The organism is Winogradskyella sp. J14-2, from assembly GCF_001971725.1.
Classification (GTDB): domain Bacteria; phylum Bacteroidota; class Bacteroidia; order Flavobacteriales; family Flavobacteriaceae; genus Winogradskyella.
The window spans coordinates 2,339,665-2,363,880 of sequence record NZ_CP019388.1 but is presented as its reverse complement, the minus strand read 5'-3'; the positions used below and the strand labels follow the sequence as shown (position 1 = coordinate 2,363,880).

Here is a 24,216-nt window from a genome sequence, read left to right as displayed (position 1 = left end):
TAAATTATTTAAATTTTAAGATTGGACAAAAATAATCAAATTATATCGCTAAAAAAATATAAAAATAAAAACAGCACAAGCCAAAGCAGGTCTACGAAATGCCAGAAATTTGCGGCCAGTTCTAATCCCAACATATTGTTGGCGTTGTACTTTTGTTTAAAATGATTATAAATAACAACAATTATACAAATTAATCCAGCAATAACGTGTAATATATGTACTACTGCAATCAAATAAATGTAAGACATTGTGATGTTGCTGGTAGGACCAGTAAAGTTATATCCTGTTTGAATAATTTGCCTAAATCCTTCTAATTGACTAAAAATAAAGCCAATTCCTAGGACTAAGGTAGCCAATAACCAAATGGTTGTCATCTGTCTGTTATGTTGCTTTAACTTTTTTTTAGCAAGTATAAAAGTTATGCTGCTTATGACTATTATAGCAACGCTTACATAAAACGCTGTTGGCAGATCGTAATTATTTAACCAATCTTTATCTTTCCGTTGTTTAGAACTTACTATAAAGGCACTAATTAATGCTGAAAAAGACATGATTAAAGACCCTACCCCAAACCAGAGCATCATTTTTTTTGATCTGGCTGTTTTTTCTTGTTGTGTTCCTTCTGTTAAATCCATCTATCCCAAAAATTTATCCGCTACGTATATAATTTGTAGCATGGTAATATAAAATACGCTAGACAACATTAATTGTTTAGCTGTCTTTGCTGTTCTTTGTTTATAAAGTCTAAAGGCATAGGCTAGCATTACCATGCCTAATAAAAAAACTAATAATGCTCCTACGATTGATAATTTTAAATCTCCTGTAAAACCAAAAGCAGGTATTATAGATACCAAAACCGTCCAAACACTATACATAATTATCTGTATAGCAGTACCTTTATCCCGCTTCCCTGTTGGAAGCATAAAAAAACCGCCTTTTTCGTAGTCTTCATACAAAAACCAACCGATAGACCAAAAGTGAGGGAACTGCCAAAAAAACTGAATAGCAAATAAAGTTCCGGGCTCAATACCAAATTCTCCACGAGCCGCTACCCAACCTAACATAAATGGAATTGCTCCTGGCAAGGCACCAACAAAAACAGACAAAGGGGTTTTTGTTTTCAGCGGAGTATAGACACTAGTATATAAAAAGATGGAAATTGCTCCCCACATCGCTGTTTTTGGGTTAATCTTATAAAGTGCAATTAAACCTAGAACTGTAAATGCAGTTGCTATAATAAAAGCAGTATTCACAGACATTCTACCTGAAGGAATGGGTCTGCTTTTAGTCCTATCCATTAAAGCATCAAGGTCTCGTTCTATGATTTGGTTATAAGCATTTGATGCACCTACCATAAAGTAACCGCCCAATGCTAAAAGAATGAGCGTAGTATAACTAATAGTGTACGCGCCTAAAAGGTACCCAGCAATTGCAGAAAATACAACGCTTATGGACAATCCCATTTTAGTGATTTCCTTAAAATCTGTAATTACAGAAGTTTTTGACACCGAAGATTTTATACTGCTCAATGATTTTTAATTGTCTAATTCTTAGCGTGTGCAAAGATACTTTGAAAAAAGGTTTTCACCAACGCAATAGAAAACTTTAATAAATGGTTTTTCTTAAAAATCGTTGTACCAATTAAAAAGATCTGTTCTTAGCCCTACACTAAACCAAAGCGTATTTGAACTTGCTGTTGTGGGAGTGATTACTTGTGGATTAAAATCTCTGTAGATAATATTAGTGAAAATTTTAAGGTTAGTTTCTGGATTCAACAAATAACCTGCTTGTAGCTCTGCCATAAAACTATTGGTTTTATTACCTTGACCGATTGTTATGCCTGTATCACCAATACGATTGTTTTCGTTAGTATAAATGTCTCCTCCGTAAGCAAAACTATCTTCATCTGTATTAAAATCAAATCCTCTTTGACCGATTATAAGCTTTGTATCGGCAAACCAACGTTTATAATTATAACGACCTATCAATACTAGTTCTCTAAAGTTTGCGCCCCAAAGATGAGCCATGGGCTGATTAAAATGACCATAATTTAGAATTTCAGTATTGTGAGAATACGTATAGGGGCGCACTTGATTATATTCTGCCTGAAGCAATAAATTATCTACTTTAAATGCGTTGAAATATTTAGCACCTAACTGAAAACCAAACTTATTTTTCCAGCTTTTATTTCCACCTGTGACATCACTTAATGAAAATTCATCTAGGATAAATTGACCATAAAGATTCACCTTATTATTCCATTTATATTTTGCACTTAGACCTAAAATAGCATTTCCTGCTCCTTGTCCTGTTTGAAACTCTATGGCCCTAAAGAAAATTATAGGGTTAAGGTAGTTAACATCAAAACCTCTTCCGTTGGTATCTGCCCACATTACAGACTCAAACAAACCAATATTTAGTCGCTTAGAGACATTCCAGCTGAGGTAGTGATTTGCCATGTATTTAGTTAAAAAGGCGTCATCTACCACAACCTCGGGTCTTACGTCCTTTAACCACATCCAAGTACTTGTATATTTTATTTTCCAGAAACTGGCATTTAGCTTTAAAAAAGGATAAGGACTCGCTACATCGCTTTGAAACAATGAACGGTAACCATCACCAATAAAGTTTTTACCATGACCAAATTGAATATTTAAAAAATCTGCTGGTGTGTAAGACAGATAAGCTTCTGCCACAGGATAATCATAAGAATTTTCTTTAAACCGCTTTCCTATACCTCGTCCGGGAATTATAGCTGGATCTGGACCAAAAGCCCTCAGACTTTCTGCATAGTTATTAAAATAGTCTGCAAACCTACCCTGACTTTCATAGATTGAGGTAGAAAGGCTAAAGCGTTTGCCCAATCCTGCCTGAATAAAGACACCTCTGGTGTTGTTCCATGTACCATCATCACCCTCAGTCTCACCTCCAAGCTGTAGATCTACTATCGGGTCTAAAGTGAACCAATAATCTTTACCTTGTACCTCAACCAAGTGCTCATTATACAATTTTCTGCCAAACCAGCTATCGGTTTCTTTAGTTAAGCTTTCCTTTTCCGTTTTAATATCATAATATCTTGAAACATCGGCATAAATGAAAGGTTTAGCAGCGGTATGACTATTGGTGCCAATGGCATTCATCTCATCATCAAATCGCGCATAATACGAATGCGTAAAAGGTATATTTAATTGGCTCGTGTACTCTAATTTCTCGTAAGGTTTAATACTTGCGTTAACCTTATCATACTCATCTGATAAAGTTGCGCTTAAACTATCTCTTTGGCTTTTATCAACACTTCTTGAAGTTCCATTCTCTTCATTAAGAATCGCTTTTGTAGGTTTTACCAAAGGTATATCTATGCTTAGGCTATATTGAACAAACGTTGGTTTACCATTATAGGTTGCTGGTTTTATTTTTGGCAGAGCTTCAAAGACACGTTTACTTTCTTGCTTTAATTCATCATAAATGGCATCAACGTAAATAACTTTAAACCCTCCTTCTTTATCAACCTCAAATAGTACCTGTACATTGCCTTTATACTCTTCTTCTAAAACAATTTCTGGAATCTTAAAATTATTGTAAATAAAACTATTTAGAGTAAAATTGAAACAAGATTTTAATTGCGCTACGTTTAATGAATCGCACTGACTAAATACTGGTGGCTTTTCATATGTTGAAATAGATTGAGAATTACCTAAAAAAGACATTAATAAAACAGTAACAAGCCAAATATGCTTCATAAAACAGACCAAATTATTAGCGCCCGAAAGATACTTATTTTTTTTAGTAACCTTAAACAAAAAACCGCTATCACACGATAACGGTTTTTTAACAATTACACTACTATAACTATATTCTTAATTTCTAGCTAAAAATTTAATAGGTAGATTATAAATAACACCAACCGGTTTATCTTGTTGATAACCAGGCTTCATACTCGGTATTTTATCAATAACACGCTTAGCTTCTTTTTCTAGAGCAGGATGTGGGCTTCTGATTTTAATATTTGTTACATTTCCGTTTTTATCTACTGTAAACTGCGTATCAATTCTTTGCAAGCCAGATATGCCATGATCGCCAGCGATGTTTGTGTTAAATTTTTTGCTTACAAGCTTGCTTATTTTATCAGACATGCATTTTCTTTTATCCTCATTGGTTTTCTTTTTTTCACAACCAGGATATACTGGCACTTCTTCAACTGCAATAAAATCAATTGGTTCTAGATCTACAGGCTTTTCTATAGTCTTTATGGCGTTAGGATCTATAGGATCTGATATTGGAATTGGATCCTCAAAGTCCAAAACTTTAGTTTCAATGACTGGCTTGTCATCTTTAATCGGTGTAATTTCGTAAGCCAAGGTTTTGCTGGGCTTAATTTTGGGTTCTGGTTTTTTCTTTACAGGTTCTACCCTAAAGTCTGGCACGATATCAATGGTTACAATTTCTTGTGGTTCATTAAAGACGACTTCAAGTTTTTTGTCTTGAAACTGCATTTCGAACAGCCCATAGGTGGTCAACAAACAAAGAATCAACCCTATTTGAAAATATAGGGTCGAGTTTTTTTGTAAATTTGCATCATGCTTTTGTGATTTTTTTACCTCTGCACTGCTCTGACCAGCAGTATAGAGATTCTTTTTAGAATTTTTCATAATACGTATTGTTTAAAATGTTAATATTATGATAAAGTCACAATAAGCATACCAAAAAGAAAATCCCGTTCAATTAATTTTGAACGGGATTTCTATATAACGTTTAAGTACTTTTAGATTTAATCTTGCACTTGAAATACAATAGGGATTGAAAATGGCATCACCACTGCTTTACCTCTTTGCTTACCTGGTTTCATTTTAGGTAATTGAGAAAGCACTTTCTGTGCTTCTTTCTCTAAAGATGGGTGCGGCCCTCGGGTTTGTATAGCAGTAACGTTTCCGTTTTTATCTACTTTAAATCTGCAATAGATTCTTTTCTTTCCTGGTGCCAAGCCTAAATCTTGTGCCAATTCAGTATTAAATTTTCTTTGTATAAATTTGTTAACTTTTTCATTCATACACTCTTTCTTGGCAGCGTTTCCTTTTTCATTTTCACATCCTGGAAAAACAGCTACATTTTCAATAACATGAAAAGGTACTTCTAAATCTTCTTCTACTTCTTCAACCTCTACTTCTTCAACCTCTACAATTTCAGTTTCCATTTCAGTTTCTGTAGATTCTACCACTGTTTCTTCTACTTCTACTTCATCTTCAACAACTTCTATTACTTCAATTGTAGGTGGTGGTGGAGGTGGTGGAGGTGGAGGTGTAATAATTTGTTCAGTAATCGGTACTTCTTCTTCTAACTCATCATCTAAATTAAGCGTGTCTGCTACAACAGCTTCTTTATCGTAAGTTTTATAGTTTATTGCCATGTATGTAATGGCAAGCATTAACGTTAATCCTACGGCAAAATAAAGTGAGCTGTTTCTGCTTACATCTGATTTTGGATTCTTCTTAGGTTCCATATTGTGATTTCTTTTATAGAAATGCTAATTTAATTAAATATTAAGAAAAAAAGCAAAACTTCTATTTATTTTAACTTTAATATATCTAGTCTAGCCGCAATTAACGTGCCAACTAACACGCCAAAACAATTTGCCAACAAATCGTATGTGTCGTAGGTTCTGTTTTTATTTAATTTATGTTGTATCACTTCTAATAAAATACCAAAGAAAACAACGACTATAAATACGAGCCAAAGTCTGTTATTATTGCTAAAGGATTTAAAATAGGTTATCCATAAGCCTCCTAAAACGACGTATGCCAAAAAGTGATATATCTTGTCGTCAAAGGATGACCCTAAGCTAGGAACGCCATTTAGGTTTATAAACGTTGCAACAACCAATACAAATGTATAGACTAGCGCAGCTAAAAACAAAAGTTTTTTAACCACTAATAAGTGCTTTGTAGTCGTTAGCAGATAGTAAGTCTTCTACCTCGGATGTATCAGATATTTTTAGCTTAATCATCCAGCCTTCTCCATAAGGATCTGTGTTTACTTTTTCTGGCTCGTCCTCTAATGATTCATTAAACTCAATTATTTCGCCAGATAATGGTAAAAATAAATCTGAAACGGTTTTAACGGCCTCAACTGTGCCAAACACTTCTTCTGCATCGAGAGTTTCATCTACGGTTTCTACTTCTACATAAACGATATCTCCTAATTCTCCTTGAGCAAAATCTGTTATGCCTACTGTTGCAATATCTCCTTCAATTTTTACCCACTCGTGGTCCTTGGTGTATTTTAATTCTGATGGAATATTCATCTTAGATTGTATTTTATATTACTGAAGCAAATGTAATTTTTTAATTGCTGGTTTTCAAACCTAATTCTTAAAATTAATTTCCGAAATTGTATCGTAAAGTAATACCAGATCTTAACGAGGTTTGCGGAAATGAAGTTGATATGGCAAAATCTGAAAACGTATAATCAAAATAGAAAATAGCCGTTAGGTTTTTACTAAATGCATAATCTGCTGAAAACTTTCCGCTCCAAACAGTTTGGCCTGCTGTTATTTGATTGTTCTCTAAGTCTAGATATCTTATTATGGTCTTATTATCTCTCACTGAAATATCTGCACGCATATTTAAATCGCTCTTAACAATTTGTTTTGCACCTGCTAGCGCAGATCTAATCCTTAAATCTTTAATTCGATACCCTAAGCCCAAGGTGTACTCTTGCCCTTGAATTTCTGTAAGCAAATTATTATCAAAACTTAATGATAATAATCTGTCTTTTTGAACTTCGGCTAACACCTTTATGGAGTTTTTCATTTCAAACTCTAATCGAACTAACGGGCTGAATTGCTCTTCTAGGTTAATATTGCTGTAAAGTGTTTCGTTTTTAAAATCTCCTGACTGGTTTAGCGCATCACCAGACTGATCATCGTACTCTAGACCTCTTTCGCCAGCAATATAGTCTAGGTTAGTTCTAAATTGATTAATTGTATATCTAGATCTGTAGCCATGTTGGATAGAAAAACGCCTAAAATTCTTTTTGAACCAAGGAATTTTCATTAGTCCTGTATATTTTAGAGTCCAGTTTGGTATTGGCACATCTCTAAAGGCTCTTGTTGTTATTTTTTCTGGGTCAGTGCCTTGGTAAGCAGATAAAAAAGCTGGTAATAATACACGTTGGCTATTTTTGCCAAAGCCTAAAGGAAAACCTTCTGCGTCTGTAGCAAAGTTAGTTGTGCCATAAAACTCTCGCGCAAGACGATTGGCAATAATTAATCTATTGGCTCTAAAATCATCAAAAGCATCAGATTGGTTTTCATCACTTTTACCAAATGCTGTTTTAATTAATGCTGTAGATATGTTGAAATTACCAAAGGTGTTTGGTGTTAAGGACCTATAATCTAAAACACCATCACCAGTACCTACTGGGACTTCATTTCCGTTGGCGTCTAAATAATCTTCTACTCTAAAGTTTTCTGTAAAGTTTTCTGCATAGGTTCTGTTTCCTATAAAATCGATTTTTAAATCGCGCATTGGCTCTACATTAACAGAATAATCTAATGTTGAATTTTTTAGGGATGTAAATTGTTCATTGAAATTATCGAATGTAGTGAGCCAACCATTATTGGCTACCAAACTTCGTATATCATTTTGGCTGCCAAATGTATAACCCCAAGTTGGTCTTAATGTTCCTATAAATCCAGGTGTTGGCAAATATCCTGGTAAAAATGTACCATTAGTTTCACTGTACCCAAACTGAATACGCTTTACCATTGTAACAATATCAACTAATGTATTGTAGGCTTTCTTGCCTGTGCTTAACTTGCTTGGGTCTTGTTGGCCTCCGCTCTTCTCTAGAGATTTATTGGTGTCTGGTGTTGCTCTCCTTGATTTGGCCTTTGTACTGGTGTTTCTTCCTCTACCACGCCTATTGTTTTTCTTTACTAAACCTATGGATTTATAAAACGTTTCCATGTTGAGCGTAGAATTGATATTGTGCGTATTAGAGTTTTGTATGGAGTGTCCTAAATTTTGTATCTGCCCATCAATTTCTATACCTTCATTTAGATCAGAGCCCTTTTGCCATTGAAAAGCACCATTGTAGGTATAAGTTGTTCTTAAAAAACTTAACGCAGGAATTTTATATAATGGCAACTCATAATTGACTTGAAGTTGTTGTGTCTGAAAATTTGGATCACCAAAATCGAAAAAACCGTCCCATACATTCAGCGTAGGATCTTGGCGACCATTAACATAGTTTGGTGTGTTTTCTAGTCCATTATCAACAAAATAATTTCTTACAATATTTGTATTGGCTGCCGAAAAGTTGAGACTTAAGGCATCTGTTAAGTTATAATTTATAACATACTGAAAATCGAACGTATAGTTTCTTCTAAATAATTCTTCAATACCTATGTTATCACCTCCGAGTTCTACTTCTCTAAACTTCTGTTTGCTAAACTGTCTATTTATGTCTGTATTGACCGAAATATTTGATGGCAGTAAATTAAGATTAAAGTCTTTGAGAATCTTCCAATATTTACCTGTAAACAATGAGTCGTTCTTTTTAAAAGGCTCAATCTTTGCAGGCTCAAAGGCATAGTTGTAGTTGACACCTGCTCTTACATTTTGGTCGAGTGAATTTTCGATTTCAAAATCGCGATGTTCTACTTTGTTGTATGAATAGTTAAAGGTTAGGTTTTCTACATCATAAAAACGCGCTTTCTTTTCGCCTGTGCGCTGTTTTCTAACTCCAATAAAGTTAATACTCTTACGTTTGGTATAATTTTCATTTACCTTAAGTATAGAATCTTGATCTGTTGTATTATCTAATTGCGTTTGTAATTCTATATCTCTATAATACTCATCAAACTGCGGTGTAATTATTTCTTCACTTTGAGAATAATTAAACGGAATTTGAATTCCCCATTTCTTAGGTAATAATTGTCCAATCTGCACATTGGTAACAACGTCGTATTGTTTTACATCTTCTCTACTACGTTCGTTAGGCGATTGTTCTATACCACCAAATCCTATGGTACTGCGTCTACCTGTAGCACTCACATCTGCAAAGTCTGCAATATTAGAATCCATACTTACCACTGCAGCCCAACCTCCTTCGTTTTCTAAATCAGACATACGTAACTCGTTAAACCAAACCTCACCACAAGCAGGTGTACCTGTTATACCAGAGTTTTTAAGACCTACCATTAACACTCTTATGTCGCCAAAATTTGGATTTCCCTTAATAGCCACGCGCTGTTGCCCTGTAGCTAAAGGCGAAAATTCTGCTACAGGTGTCTCATTTAAAACGCCATCTATAACATCATAAAAAGTTGGATCTTCATTAGACAGTGTTTGGTTAAAAATTCCTTGAGATTTTATATCTTGAAGAATATCTAACGAGATGTTAATTTCGTTAACTGCTGGCCAAATGCGTTCTTCTATGGATAAATTTCCATCTGCCAAATCTGAAGGTAATAATGGTATCTCTATTTGATAAAAATTTTGATTAAAATCGTTACCCATTCTAATAAAAGCAGTGAGTTCACCTTCCTGAAGTGATTGACCGTCTTGAGCTTCTGCATGTAAAAACATACGTAGTTTTTTATACTGACGCATGTCTACATTAATATTCTTAAACACTCCTCTAGAATCCTCTGGTTCTAATTCACAAGCTTCTAACACTAAAGATTGCTCGTTCTGTCTAATAATATTATTGTTATTATTAAGCTCTTCTCGTCTTACTCCTGGCGGAATTACATAATTACCATCATTTTCCTGAACACCGATAATACCAACATTAAACTCTGCATTTGCACTATTGTTTGTAGGGTCGTTATCTAAATCTAGAGTAAATCTCCTCCAATCACTTCTCACCAAATCTAAAGTGGCAAAACGTAATACGACATCTTCAGTAAAATCTCTTAAATACATACGTGCAAAACGTACAGATCTAATATCTGATATACCACCAATAGCGTTGGTTGGCTCATTAATAGGAATTCTAAACTGATACCAATTAACACTGCGTGTGTCCCCATTTGGAAGTGTTACTGGTATATTTTCTTTTGTATCGTATATATTAGGGTTGTTTATATTAAGATTGTTAGGATTAATATCTATCTCATATTCGTAATAACTATCAATAGTATTCATGGTGTTATCACGGTTAATATCCTCTACATCTGGTTGTGTTGTAGAACCTCTGTTGGTATCTGTAAACACATCTGGTGTATTACCTTCTTGTCCATTATACTGCTTGTAGCGCTCAAAAATGCTACCATCTGTATTTAAATAGTAAGTATAATTATCTTTTGCAGGATCTTCACCAAACTGTGTACCGTATACAGATACCTCTTCGGCATCATCGTAACCATCTAAGCCGACATCTTGATTGGCTCGTTCTTGACCTGTTGTTGCAAATGTGTAGATTAAGGATTGGTTCTGAGGCACTACACTGTTATAATCTGTAGGCTCTAATATTGAAATGTTTCCATCTTCTGGCAGTCCATTTTCGTATTGTTTTTTTCCATCTTTTAAAACATCTTCAGAAATATTTCCGAGGTTAATAAAAAGTTTACCTCCTTGACTACTAGGGTTATCTAAAAATGGATCTTGTACCCAAAACTCAATGTATTCAACATTTGCTTGTTCAAAATCTGTAGATGTTATTTGTCTAGATATACCTGCCCAGCGTTGATTTGGTGTAACAGCACCTTGTGCTTCTAAGGGGTCAAAATTATAAGGTCCTCTTTCATTTGGGTAGTACGCCAAATCTAGCGTATTTATTACAGAAGTCTGCCCTTGTACAATATCTACTTCAGGAAATATTTCTTCAATAAAAACACGTCTTGTATATAGATTAGATACATCGTCATCGGTAATACCACCAGGACGTTGTGTACTGTAGAAAATAGGATCTACAGTATACCAGTTTAAGAATCCTCTACCATAGCCATTTTCAACTCCATTATCATCGTTTCCTCTAATATTAGCTGGTAATTCCTTTGGCCTACTGGACAAAAACCAAGATAATGGACTTAACAAATCTATGGCACCTTGGGTGCCTTCAAAATCATCGATGTAGGCTGTAGCTTCACCATCAAAATCTGTTCCATTTGGTGCACCTGGTAAAAGATAGGCAAACTCACCTCTAACTGATAAATTAGATGGTACATCTGTATCTATATTTGGCAGTTTATTTACCAACCTCGTTAAAAATGGTACTTCAGTTGAGTAGTTTCCGTTAAAACCAAATATGGTATTATTTATGGGCTCTGAATTAAAATTAGCCTTTTGAGTGATTGGCCTTTCGTTAAGGTTTAAAAGCGTGGCACCTAGTACAAAATTTTCATTGAACTGATGTTCCACGTTTACACCTGTAAACCGTCTTGTTTGCTGACCAAATACGGCATTATTCTCTACAGAAACATCTATTGGAGTGTTTGATGCTTTTAGTGCTTCATCTAAAATTTCTACGCGACCTAATTGATAGTTTACGGTATAATCAATGCCTTCTACTAATACTCTACCACCTGCAGTAACTCTTACGGAACCTCTCGGCACGTTAAATGCACCAATAGGAATACCACCATCTCCACCACTACTCTTAAAGCGTCCTTTTATTTGAAACTTGTTTTTTTCGGATTCGTCTAATGCCTGTGTCTTTGTAGATTTATAAAGCAGGTCATAAACGTATTTTTCCTGATTTTGGTTGGTGTAAACATCTTGTTCGTAATCTGTAGCATTATTATTTGGGTTATTATCATCGTCTAAAACATCGAATAAATAACGCCCAAATGGCTCTGTCTTGGTAAAAATAATTTTTCCGTTTTGCGTTAAAACTGTTAAACCAGGTACGTAGTCAAAGAACCCATCACCTCCTTGTTGAGGATCGTTATTGCTATTTAATCGATCTACATGGAAAAGTCTTATTAATGGTGTTTCTTGTATTTCAGTATCGTCATTAGGATCTAGTGGTGTGTTATTATCATAGAGTGGAAATGTTGTACCTTCTACTGGTCTTATGTAGTTTACAGGTGAGGCTTCAGTATAAAAAATGTTTAATCTAAAATCTTCTTGACTCAGTTGAAAGGCTCCTGTATCATAGATATTTTTCATCATTAGATCCCAAATTGGCTGCTCTACTGATGTTACAGCGCTCTTTAGCATCTTTAGAACTAAACTTTGGTTGTTTACAACTTGATTTCCTGTTGTACCTTCACTAACTTGTGTAGCGTCTACACCATCGTTTGCAAACTCACCTACCTGAAATACTTCACCACCTCTTGTATATTGAAATGCAACTGCTAAAACTTCATCATTTAACAAACGTTGATTTAATGATATGTATCCTAATTCTGTATTTAGAAAATAATCTTGACCTTCTTGAAGCTTTCGAGCTGCCTCAAGCTTACCGTAGTCGAAGCCTTCGTTAATGTTAACTAAAACACCTGCTTCTACATTGGTAATGTCTCTAACAGCCTCTGTTAATAAGGAACCTGCACCACCAATATTGGTAGGGTCAAAGTCGTTATTGCTATTGTCTGGCAGTGCACCTGGGTTATTAATAAAACCACCAGGTAATGGTTGTAAACCAATATTTTCGGGTTCTGATTCTCCTAAATCCTGAAAGGCAACAACATTTCTTACGTTGTCGGTTTGATTGTTTCTATTCGTAACCCATACCTCAACTCTGGTAATTTGCAGACCCTGATTATCTATAAAAGGGTACTGTAATAAAGCTTTGTCGTAATTATCTCTAAAGTAATGGGATAAGAAATAGTGTCTGTTTTCGTCATAATCTCTTACAAAAAACTCAAACTCTTCTAAAGTTCCACCACCTTGTGCAGTTACCGATCTAGATTGTGACTGCTGTTCAGAGAAAACTGCTGTAACTCTTGTTTTGCCAAACTGCAATTCAGTTTTAACACCAAATAGACTTTGCGCGCCTCTTATTAAAGAACTATTTAAAGGCATGTTTACGTTACCAACTTCAATTTTTCTAATAATATCGTCCTCGGTTGGTGTGTACTCTAACTTTACGAGTTGTTGAAAATCGAACGTAGCTTCTGTATCGTAATTGGCTGTTACCTGAAGCCTTGTTCCTACTTTACCGAGTAAGCTCAATCCTATTCTTTGATCAAAATCAAAAGTGAAGTTGGTTCGGTTTCTTGGTGAAAAGGCAGGATTATCTTGCCTAGAAAATAAAACTCCTAGGTCTACCTCCGCGTAACCACTTGGAATTACATTTATGGTGTTACCTCCAAAAATGGTTTCAAAAAGACCTGAATTAACGTAAAACTCTGGTAATAAATTTTTTTGATCTTCTTCGCTTCCTTCTTTTTGCCCTGCAGCAGCATCTGCCATGCGCTTGTAATACTCCTTAAGCTTTTCTTCGAGCACTAGGCGTTGAAATTCTTCTGGTGTTAGTATTAATGGATAGTTAATATTGAAATCTCCTATTGTCTCGGTGTACACATACCTATCTAAAATAGGATCGTAGGTATATTTAGAAATAATGCTATTTGGATTAGGCATTTTTAACTTTCCAAATGCAAATGATGTTTTTGTAGAGTCTTGCGCTTCGGGCTCTTGAGAAAAACCAGACATACTCACCAGCATCGTAAACACTAATGAGGCATAAAAACTGATTGATTTTAATTGATTGTAGTTAGTTCTATTCAATTGTATTATAAGTTTTTAAGAGCTTCTTTAATGATTTGCTCTACAAGGGCTTCTGGTTGGGCTTTCAGGATTTTATCAACTACTTTTTCGGATTGTTTTTTGTTAAACCCTAAAACATCTAAAGCAGATAACGCTTCATCTTTATTAGTATTGTTTGGTATTAAAGAAAGTTCGTCTATACCATACACTTTTAACACTTTATCTTTTAAGTCTATAATAACACGTTGTGCGGTTTTAGCTCCAATGCCTTTTACGCTCTGAATTAAGCTAACATCGCCACTTGCTATCCCTTCTTTAACTTGCTCTGGTGTTAGTGAAGACAACATTGTACGTGCTGTATTAGCTCCTATACCGCTAACAGAAATTAAAAGTTTAAAGATTTCGCGCTCTGTTTTAGATAAAAAACCATATAAGCTATGCGAGTCTTCCCTAACCTGTAAATAAGTATATAACTTAAGATGTTCTCTATCTGGAATTTGAGAAAATGTATGAAGTGATATATTAATAAAATATCCTACTCCGTTGCAATCTATTACAACATCGGTAGGATTTTTTTCTACTAGTTTTCCCTCTAAGTGTGTAATCATTTATTACCAAAGGTTAAAGTCCCAAATGTAATAAAATTATTTACAATACAAGGGTTGAAACCTCTGTAAGACTAGTTAGGCTTTTGTTGTCTCTTTTCGCGCTCTTGAGCATCAATAACGGCAATAGCTGCCATATTAACAATTTCATCTACACTTGCGCCTAATTGAAGTATGTGAACAGGTTTTGCCATTCCCATCATAATTGGACCGATAGATTCAGATTTATTGAGTTCTTTAAGCAATTTATAAGTAATGTTGGCGGCATCTAAGCTAGGGAATATGAGGGTATTAACTTTTCTTCCTGCTAATTTAGAAAATGGAAAAATATCTTGAAGCATTTTTGCGTTTAACGCAAAGTCTGTTTGTAATTCGCCATCAACAACCATATCTGGATAGGTTTTATGTAAAAACGTAACAGCATCCTGAACTTTTTTGGCTTTAGGATTTTCTGATGACCCGAAGTTAGAATATGAAATCATAGCCGTTACAGGTTCTATGCCAAACATTCTAGCAACTCGAGATGTCATTCTTGCAATCCTGGCCAAATCTTTGGCATCTGGATCTATATTAATAGCGGTATCGCTCAAAAACATAGGGCCACGCTGAGTCATCATAACATTTGTTGTAGCAATTCTATTGACACCTTCTGCCATACCAATCAGTTCTAGCATTGGCTTAACAACAGAAGGATAACTACGAGAGTAGCCCGTTACAAGCGCATCTGCATCACCCACATTAACCATCATAGCGGCGTAATAGTTACGTTCGCGCATTACTTTTTGGGCTGAATATATGGTTACACCTTGTCGCTTACGTTTTTCCCAGTAGACTTTTGCATATTGATTTTTGCGCTCGGTTTCTTCATCAGATTTTGGATCGATAATTTCAATATCCGCATCAAAATCTATTTCAGACATTAACGCTACAATTGTATCTTTTCTCCCTAAAAGTACTGGCTCTGCAACACCTTCCTCGTAGACAATCTGAGCTGCTTTTAACACATCGAGTTGATCTGCTTCTGCAAATACAATGCGTTTAGGATTAGTGCGAGCTCTTCCCAAGAGTTGGCGAACTAGTTTATTATCTGATCCTAGTCGCTCTAACAATGTGTTTTTATAACGATCCCAATCCTCTATAGTTTCTTTGGCTACACCGCTATCTATTGCAGCTTTGGCGACTGCTGGCGGAACTTCTGCAATTAATCTCGGATCAAATGGTTTTGGTATAATATAATCTCTACCAAAAGTTAGTCTTGTTTCGTTGTAAGCTAAGTTAACTTGTTCTGGTACTGGTTCTTTAGCTAATCTTGATAGTGCCTTTACGGCAGCCATCTTCATTTCTTCATTAATCTTAGTCGCTCTAACATCTAGAGCTCCTCTAAAGATAAAGGGAAAACCTAGTACGTTATTTACTTGATTTGGATGGTCACTCCGTCCAGTAGCCATAATAATATCGTCTCTTGTTGCTATGGCTAAATCGTAATTAATTTCGGGATTGGGATTTGCCATTGCAAAAACAATTGGGTTTGTAGACATTGTTTTTAACATCTCTGGAGTTACTATATCTGCCATTGATAAACCAATAAAAACATCTGCGTTATTCATGGCCTCATCTAGAGTGTTTATTTTTCTATCTGTTGCAAACTCAGCTTTTTGAGATGTAAGATTACCTCTATCTTTTCTAATAACGCCTTTACTATCTAGCATTACGATGTTTTCGCTCTTAGCTCCGAAAGCTTTATATAACCGCGTACACGAAATGGCTGCAGCGCCTGCGCCACTAACTACAATTTTTACATCTTGAATATTTTTATTGGCGAGTTCTAAGGCATTTAAAAGTGCTGCTGCAGAAATTATTGCAGTACCATGCTGGTCGTCGTGCATAACAGGGATATCTAACTCTTCCTTCAATCGGCGCTCAATTTCAAAGGCTTCAGGTGCCTTAATGTCTTCGAGATTTATACCGCCAAAAGTCGGTGCAATATTTTTAACCGTTTCAATGAACTCATCAACATTTTCGGTATTGACCTCAATATCAAAAACATCGATATCAGCAAAAATCTTAAAAAGCAATCCTTTACCTTCCATAACAGGCTTGGACGCCTCTGGACCTATATTACCGAGGCCTAACACTGCTGTTCCGTTAGATATTACGGCTACTAAATTTCCTTTTGCAGTGTATTTGTAAACATTGTTGACGTCCTTTTCTATTTCTAAGCAAGGCTCTGCAACACCTGGAGAATATGCTAAAGATAAATCGCGTTGAGACGCATATTTCTTTGAAGGTACAACTTTAATCTTTCCTGGAGTTGGCTTGGCATGATATACCAAGGCTTCTATTCGCTTGCTCTGTTTGCTCATAATCAATCTTAATTAAGACACAAAGATACACAAATGGATACTTGACTAAAACAACTATGCCTTCATAAAAGTTTAATCTTTTAAAAATTCAATGTTCCGCTTTAATCCTGAATATTTTGTTCGTTTTACGGCTGAAGCCTTAAACACTTTTTTAAACGTATCTTCGGTTATTTCATCCCAGTCTTTTTTTGTCATTGACAATATATCTGGGTGTGCATTAAATAAGGGCTCATTGTGAGATTTTGAAAACCTATTCCATGGGCAAACATCTTGACAAATATCGCAGCCAAACATCCAGTCATTAAACTTACCTTTCATTTCTGTTGGTAAGTTGTCCTTTAATTCAATTGTAAAATATGAGATGCATTTACTTCCGTCCACAACATAGGGTTCTGTTATAGCCTCGGTTGGGCAGGCGTCTATGCATGCTGTACAAGTACCACAATGATCTGTAACAGGCGTATCGTAATCTAATTCTAGGTCTATAATAAGTTCAGCAATAAAATAAAACGAACCCACTTTTTGGGTTAATAAATTTGAATGTTTTCCTATCCATCCTAAACCAGATTTTGCAGCCCAAGCTTTATCTAAAACTGGTGCAGAATCCACAAATGCTCGTCCATAAACTTCACCTATTTCTTCTTGAATAAAAGTCAGCAACAACTTGAGTTTATCCTTAATGACGAAATGATAATCTTTGCCATAGGCATATTTTGATAGCTTATAGCTATTAGCTGTTTGCTCTTGGTTTGGATAATAATTTAACAGTAAAGACACTACACTTTTTGAGCCTTCAACAAGTAGCGTTGGGTCTAAGCGTTTATCGAAATGGTTCTCCATATAACGCATTTCACCGTGCATATTTTTATTTAACCAAGATTCTAACCTTGGTGCTTCTTCCTCTAAAAACTCAGCTCTACTAATTCCGCAAGACAAAAAACCGAGGCGTTTTGCTTCGGTCTTTATGAGTTGAGTATATTTAGATTTGTTGTTTAGCATGATGCTGTTATGCTGAAGGGAGTTTAATACGCCAAAGTCAAAATAATCCTCCCTGTATTGAGCCTTTAATCTTGCCAAGATGTTTGTAGGCTTGCTCAGTTACCTCACGGCCACGTGGTGTGCGCATTATAAAACCTTGCTGTATTAAAAAGGGTTCGTATACCTCTTCAATGGTCTCTGCACTTTCGCTTACCGCGGTAGCTAAGGTTGTAATGCCTACAGGACCACCTCTAAATTTATCTATAATTGTAGTTAATATTTTGTTATCCATTTCATCTAAACCGTGCGCATCAACATTTAAAGCTTCTAATGCAAACTTTGCAATTTCGATATCTATTTTGCCATTTCCCTTTATCTGTGCAAAATCTCTTACGCGACGTAATAAGGCATTGGCAATACGTGGTGTTCCGCGGCTTCGCCCAGCAATTTCAATAGCTGCTTCCATGGAAATTGGTACATTTAAAATAAATGAGCTTCGCTGTACTATTGTGGTTAGCAGGTCCGTTTTATAATATTGTAAGCGACTGCTGATACCAAAACGAGCTCTCATTGGAGCTGTTAATAGCCCTGAACGTGTTGTAGCACCTACTAAAGTAAAAGGGCTTAAATTAATTTGAACTGTCCTAGCGTTAGGACCAGATTCTATCATGATGTCTATTTTGTAATCCTCCATGGCAGAGTATAAATACTCTTCTACAATTGGGCTTAATCGATGTATTTCATCAATAAACAAGACATCTCTTTCCTCTAAGTTTGTAAGAAGACCTGCTAGGTCACCTGGTTTATCTAAAACAGGACCTGAGGTTACTTTTATATTTACACCTAGCTCATTTGCTAGTATGTGTGCTAAGGTTGTTTTTCCTAAGCCGGGAGGCCCATGAAAAAGTGTATGATCTAGTGCTTCTTCTCTTAGATTAGCAGCCTGAACAAAAACTAATAAATTTTCCAATACCTGATCTTGGCCAGTGAAATCCTCAAATGTTAGAGGTCTCAACTTTTTTTCTAAGTCGAGTTCTTCTGGTGAATAATTATCACTAGATGGATTTAAATTCTCGTTCATATTAAACAAATATAAATAAAAAGCCTTTCTTAATTAGAAAGGCTTTAAATATTAAATATACTAAACGTTAGTGATGCAATTCTTCTTCACCTTCTTTCATTGGTACTGTTTGAGGCACAAAGTCTTCATCGTGACCTGGCTTACTGTAATCGTAAGGCCAACGGTGTACATGCGGTATTTCACCTGGCCAGTTGCCGTGCATATGTTCTACAGGAGTTGTCCATTCTAATGTTGTTGACCTCCATGGGTTTTGCTCTGCTTTTTTTCCGTAGAAAATACTGCTTATAAAATTATATAAGAATACGATCTGTGCAAGACCTGCAATTAGTGCAAATACGGTAATTACCACTTGTGTATCAGCCGTGTCATCAAACAATGGGAAGTTAGAGTTTGTGTAGTAACGTCTTGGTAAACCGGCCATCCCAATAAAATGCATTGGGAAAAACACACCGTATGCACAAACCGCCGTAATCCAGAAATGAATATAACCAAGGTTCTTATTCATCATACGACCAAACATTTTGGGAAACCAGTGATAAACACCAGCAAATACTCCATATAGTGCTGAAATACCCATTACTAAGTGGAAGTGTGCTACAACAAAATAGGTGTCGTGCACGTTTATATCTAAAGCACTATCACCTAAAATTATACCTGTTAAACCACCTGTTATAAATGTAGATACTAACCCTATTGAAAACAGCATAGCAGGATTCATTTGTAGATTACCTTTCCAGAGCGTAGTGATGTAATTGAACGCTTTTACCGCAGATGGTATAGCGATTAATAGCGTGGTGAATGTAAATACAGAACCTAAGAAAGGATTCATACCAGATACAAACATATGATGACCCCAAACTATTGTAGATAAAAATGCTATAGCTAATATAGAGAGAATCATAGCTCTATATCCAAAAATGGGTTTTCTTGAGTTTGTAGCAATTATCTCTGATGTAATACCTAATGCTGGTAGTAAGACAATATATACCTCTGGGTGACCTAGAAACCAAAATAGGTGCTCATATAAAACTGGTGAACCACCTTGGTAATGTAACACTTCACCTTGAATGAAAATATCTGATAAGAAAAATGATGTACCAAAACTTCTGTCCATTATTAAAAGTAAAGCTGCAGACAAAAGAACTGGAAATGAAATTACACCAATTACTGCTGTAATGAAAAACGCCCAAATTGTTAACGGTAGTCTTGTCATTGACATACCTTTTGTTCTTAGGTTAAGAACGGTAACTATATAATTTAACGATCCTAGTAAAGATGAGGCAATAAATATGGCCATTGACACTAACCACATTGTCATACCAGTACCAGATCCTGGCTGTGCCATAGGTAAAGCACTCAGTGGTGGATAAATTGTCCAACCAGCTGCTGCAGGTCCCATTTCAACAAAAAAGGACAAAATCATAACAACACAGGAAATGAAGAATAACCAATAAGATACCATATTTAAAAATCCTGATGCCATGTCTCTTGCACCAATCTGAAGGGGGATTAAAAGGTTACTAAAGGTACCACTCAAACCAGCTGTTAAAACAAAGAATACCATTAAAGTACCGTGTATGGTTACCAATGCTAAATAAATATCTGCATCCATTACGCCTTCAGGTGCCCACTTACCTAATAATGCCTCAAAAACAGCATTTGGTTGCTCTGGCCATGCAATTTGCATGCGTATCATTAGTGACATTAAAATACCTATGATACCCATAACAATAACTCCAGTAATTAAATATTGCTTGGCAATCATTTTGTGATCCTGACTGAAAATGTATTTCGTCACGAAAGTTTCTTTATGATGATGTACGTCGTGATCGTCGTGATTGTGTGTATCTACTGTTGCTGACATAATCTATTTTCTTTTTCTAATTTTTTTTAATTCAATGATTTTGCGAAGGTCGTCTGCTCGGCCATCCAAGCGTTATACTCTTCTTCTGTTTCTACAATGATCTTCATCTGCATATTGTAGTGAGATTTACCACAGATTTTATTACAAATTAAAAGGTAATCAAACTCATAAGGGTCTAGGGCTTCTTCGCCGTTTGCAGTTAATTCCTTACTTTTTTCAGTTCTTATTTTATTAATGTTTAGAACTTTTTCTTTCATATCTTCGGTTTCACGCATTTCGGCTGTTGTTACAGTCGGAGTGAAACCAAATTGAGTTACCATTCCAGGTACACAATTCATTTGCGCTCTAAAATGAGGCATATAGGCTGAATGTAGTACGTCTTGAGAACGCATTTTGAATAATACAGGTCTATTTACAGGTAAATGCAGTTCTGTAACAATAACATCGTCTTGAGCATTCGGATCATCTTCGTCTACACCCAAAATGTTAGCTCTGTCTAAATCGATTAATCTTACATTTGCTTTGCCCAACACATTGTCTTCGCCACCATATCTTGCTTTCCAGTTGAACTGTTGTGCATAAAGTTCTACAATTAACGGATCCTCTTGGTCGTCTACATTCATAATATCGTTCCATGTAAATAATCCATAGATGATTAGACCTGCTAGAACAATTACAGGAATACCCGTCCATATAGCTTCTAAAGTATTGTTATCTGCATAAAACAGGGCTTTTTTACCTTTTTCACCTTTATATTTAAAAGCGAAATAGTGTAGTAAAAACTGCGTTACAGTTTGAACAATAAAAATAACCACCATAGAGATTGCCATAAGATTATCGATACCAGGGCCATGCTCTGACGCTGAGTTGGACATTAATGGTAAATCACCTAAATACCAAAAACATAGAATAGTAATGATATATATAAAGGCCAAAAAGCCCATCATTAAGTAACCATTCAATTTGTTGTCTTTATCATCAGCTACTTGAGTATTGCTTGCGCCTACTTGAGCCAAGTCAAAAATCTTTATCAATTGCCATATTGCAACAGCTACAAAGAGTACAATTATAATCGTTAATAAACCAGTCATTATTATTTCTGTTCTTTTTTAAATATTAATAATGGAAATGTTCACTTTCCTTCATAAATGGGTTTCCTTTTGCAAATAATGATGCCTTACCTAAAGCTGTAAATACAATCAATAAGAATAAGCCACCAAATAATAATATAGCGCCAATTTCTGGCATACCAATAAACCATCTGCCTACTACTGTTGCGGGCATAATCCAGTTGAAAACATCTAGATAATGTCCACATAATATCACAATACCAGTCATAATTACAAACCAATTTATACGTTTGTAATCACTGTTCATTAACAGTAATAGTGGGAACACAAAATTCATGGCCAGCATACCGAAAAATGGTAATTTATAATGTTCTATTCTGGTAACAAAATAGGTTACCTCTTCAGGAATATTAGAATACCATATTAGCATGAATTGAGAGAACCATAAATATGTCCAGAAAATGCTGATACCAAACATAAACTTGGCTAAGTCATGGATATGACTATCATTTACAAACTCTAATAACCCTTTGGATTTTAAGTAAATTGTTATCATAGCTATTACGGTGATACCACTTACAAACATACTAGCAAAAACATACCATCCGAACAAAGTACTAAACCAATGAGGATCTACGCTCATTACCCAGTCCCAAGCCATCATAGACTCTGTATAAATATAGAATACCAAGAACGCAGCTGAGATTCTGAAATTCTTTTTAAAGTTTCTGTTATCACTTGCACTGTCTTGAGCGATAGAGAATTTTCTCGAAAAATGTCTATAAAGCGACCATCCGCCTAAGAAAATTAATCCTCTGATAAAGAAACCTGTTTTATTTAACCAACCAGATTTACCTGCCACTAATTTATCGTAGTTCTCATGGCCAACTTCGGTAACGCCTTCTTTCAACCAAACAAATAAATGACTATCTGCTGCAAACGCAATTGCTAAAACAATTAAACCACCTGGTAAAACATAAGACGTAATACCTTCCATTACTCTAAATAACACTGGTGACCAGCCTGCTTGCGCTGCATATTGAATGGCGTAGAAGGCAAGTACGCCTAAAGCAATCATAAAGAAAAAGAACGCCCCTACATAAAGTGCCGCGTAAGGTCTGTTATGGATTTGATGAAGAGCATGCTCCTCATGATGTGTTAAACCACCATGAGCCTCATCATTGTGGTGCTCATCTGTATGAGCAACAGTTTCACCATGTTCTTCATTTGTATGTCCACTTGTGTGCATATCAGTTGCATGAGCATCACCATGATCATGGTGTTCAGATGCTAGGATTTCGGAAATATTGGCTTCTGTTACACTGTGTGAATCGATAAAACCGTATACAACTCCTATCAAACCAAGTACCATCATAATAATAGCACCCATTCTTAATCGATTTGAAATTTTATATTCCATTTATATAATCTTTATCTAAATCTTATTTTTCTAAATCTGCCTTAAGTTTTTCAACGTATGCAACAACTTGCCAACGCTCTTCTTCGTTTAGTTGGTTAGCATACGAGCCCATAGTGTTTTTTCCATAGTAAATTACATGATAAATACTACCAGTGGTAATAGCTCTTCCTACATCGTCATAACTCGGAACACCTAATATCTTTTCGCGTTCAACCAATTTTCCCTTTCCATCACCTTTAACACCGTGGCAAATTACACAATAGATAGTGTATAAAGGGCCACCCACTGCATAATCTACTCTAGGCACGTTTGGATCTACCTTAATAGAATCTGCCATATCAAGAGGGATAGGATCAGCCAATGGGTTTCTTAAAGTTGCCTTAGCTTTTTCATAACCTTCGTTTGTATCTTCAATTTCATAAGGCATAAAATCGCCTCTAGGTATGGTTCCATTTGCAGGTAACTGCGCTTCTATTCCGTTTGCGAATGCATCGGACTCCTGATAAGCTTCGTAGCCAACCGACTCATACATGTTAGGCATGTATTGATAGTTTGGTCTGGAATTCTTTTGGCAAGACACAAAACTTACCAATATAACAATTACTATAATATATTTAAATGATGTCTTCATATTAATGTGCATCTTCGTCTTTATCTACAATATTAATTTCAACAGCGCCAGTATCTTTTAATAATGAGGTTAATTCGCTTTCATTATTGTGTATAGCAACCTCCATTAAGAAATGATCGTCTGTGGTTCTCGGATCAGGGTTTTCAGCTTTTTTAAATGGCCACATTCTACTTCTTAAATAGAACGTAATTACCATTAAGTGAGCTGCAAAAAATACGGTTAGCTCAAACATAATTGGCACAAATGCTGGCATATTTTCTAAATAACTAAAACTTGGTTTACCACCAATGTCTTGTGGCCAATCTTTAATCATTATAAAATTCATCATTACAATGGCGACTGTTAAACCAACACATCCATATAAAAATGATGTTATAGCAATACGTGTTGGGGCTAATCCCATTGCCTTATCTAGTCCATGAACCGGAAAAGGTGTATATATTTCTTCGATGTGATGTTTCTGTGCCTTTACCTTTTTTACGGCAGACATTAATACATCATCATCTGTATAAATAGCATGAATTACTTTTGAAGCTTCCATATACT

17 protein-coding genes are annotated in these 24,216 nt (G+C 35.5%); all 17 read right to left on the bottom strand.

Annotated elements, in window-relative coordinates; all coding sequences use genetic code 11:
- Window positions 1–35: 35 nt before the first annotated feature.
- Complete coding sequence (locus tag BWZ20_RS10615) at window positions 36–635, bottom strand: heme-copper oxidase subunit III (protein ID WP_076619841.1); 600 nt, start codon at window positions 633–635, stop codon at window positions 36–38.
- Entirely contained in the window at window positions 636–1,529 is an 894-nt protein-coding gene (gene cyoE / locus BWZ20_RS10610; protein ID WP_076619839.1) for a heme o synthase, read from the bottom strand.
- A gap of 93 nt (window positions 1,530–1,622) precedes the next feature.
- Window positions 1,623–3,740 carry a gliding motility protein RemB gene (locus tag BWZ20_RS10605; RefSeq protein ID WP_076619837.1) on the bottom strand — a complete coding sequence of 706 codons (2,118 nt, stop codon included), beginning with the start codon at window positions 3,738–3,740 and terminating at the stop codon, window positions 1,623–1,625.
- A 117-nt stretch (window positions 3,741–3,857) separates the two neighbouring features.
- Window positions 3,858–4,649 (bottom strand): energy transducer TonB, encoded by a 792-nt coding sequence (locus BWZ20_RS10600; protein WP_076619835.1) that lies wholly within the window; start codon window positions 4,647–4,649, stop codon window positions 3,858–3,860.
- A 119-nt stretch (window positions 4,650–4,768) separates the two neighbouring features.
- Complete coding sequence (locus tag BWZ20_RS10595; protein WP_076619833.1) at window positions 4,769–5,497, bottom strand: energy transducer TonB; 729 nt, start codon at window positions 5,495–5,497, stop codon at window positions 4,769–4,771.
- A 65-nt stretch (window positions 5,498–5,562) separates the two neighbouring features.
- A complete protein-coding gene (locus tag BWZ20_RS10590) occupies window positions 5,563–5,925 on the bottom strand; it encodes a VanZ family protein (RefSeq protein ID WP_076619831.1) in 363 nt (120 codons plus the stop codon).
- Window positions 5,918–6,298: a glycine cleavage system protein GcvH gene (gene gcvH, locus BWZ20_RS10585; protein WP_076619829.1), complete on the bottom strand. Its 381-nt coding sequence runs from the start codon at window positions 6,296–6,298 to the stop codon at window positions 5,918–5,920. The genes BWZ20_RS10590 and gcvH overlap by 8 nt, the downstream gene beginning before the upstream one ends.
- A gap of 73 nt (window positions 6,299–6,371) precedes the next feature.
- Window positions 6,372–13,679 carry a cell surface protein SprA gene (sprA, locus tag BWZ20_RS10580; RefSeq protein ID WP_076619827.1) on the bottom strand — a complete coding sequence of 2,436 codons (7,308 nt, stop codon included), beginning with the start codon at window positions 13,677–13,679 and terminating at the stop codon, window positions 6,372–6,374.
- A gap of 5 nt (window positions 13,680–13,684) precedes the next feature.
- Complete coding sequence (gene ruvA, locus BWZ20_RS10575) at window positions 13,685–14,266, bottom strand: Holliday junction branch migration protein RuvA (RefSeq protein ID WP_076619825.1); 582 nt, start codon at window positions 14,264–14,266, stop codon at window positions 13,685–13,687.
- A 71-nt stretch (window positions 14,267–14,337) separates the two neighbouring features.
- Entirely contained in the window at window positions 14,338–16,626 is a 2,289-nt protein-coding gene (locus BWZ20_RS10570; protein ID WP_076619823.1) for an NADP-dependent malic enzyme, read from the bottom strand.
- Window positions 16,627–16,698: 72 nt separating this feature from the next.
- Window positions 16,699–17,625, bottom strand: a complete 927-nt coding sequence (gene queG / locus BWZ20_RS10565; RefSeq protein WP_076619821.1) for a tRNA epoxyqueuosine(34) reductase QueG — start codon at window positions 17,623–17,625, stop codon at window positions 16,699–16,701.
- 37 nt (window positions 17,626–17,662) lie between these two features.
- Window positions 17,663–18,685, bottom strand: coding sequence for a Holliday junction branch migration DNA helicase RuvB (ruvB, locus tag BWZ20_RS10560; protein WP_076619820.1), 1,023 nt, complete (start codon window positions 18,683–18,685; stop codon window positions 17,663–17,665).
- 67 nt (window positions 18,686–18,752) lie between these two features.
- Window positions 18,753–20,549 carry a cbb3-type cytochrome c oxidase subunit I gene (locus BWZ20_RS10555; protein ID WP_076619818.1) on the bottom strand — a complete coding sequence of 599 codons (1,797 nt, stop codon included), beginning with the start codon at window positions 20,547–20,549 and terminating at the stop codon, window positions 18,753–18,755.
- 26 nt (window positions 20,550–20,575) lie between these two features.
- On the bottom strand, window positions 20,576–21,640 hold the full coding sequence (locus BWZ20_RS10550) for a cytochrome c oxidase subunit II (protein WP_076619816.1): 1,065 nt from the start codon (window positions 21,638–21,640) through the stop codon (window positions 20,576–20,578).
- A 25-nt stretch (window positions 21,641–21,665) separates the two neighbouring features.
- Window positions 21,666–23,039, bottom strand: coding sequence for a quinol:cytochrome C oxidoreductase (locus BWZ20_RS10545; protein WP_076619814.1), 1,374 nt, complete (start codon window positions 23,037–23,039; stop codon window positions 21,666–21,668).
- A gap of 22 nt (window positions 23,040–23,061) precedes the next feature.
- Entirely contained in the window at window positions 23,062–23,670 is a 609-nt protein-coding gene (locus BWZ20_RS10540) for a c-type cytochrome (protein WP_076621331.1), read from the bottom strand.
- A 1-nt stretch (window position 23,671) separates the two neighbouring features.
- Window positions 23,672–24,211, bottom strand: a complete 540-nt coding sequence (locus BWZ20_RS10535) for a DUF3341 domain-containing protein (RefSeq protein ID WP_076619812.1) — start codon at window positions 24,209–24,211, stop codon at window positions 23,672–23,674.
- Between the last annotated feature and the right edge of the window lie 5 nt (window positions 24,212–24,216).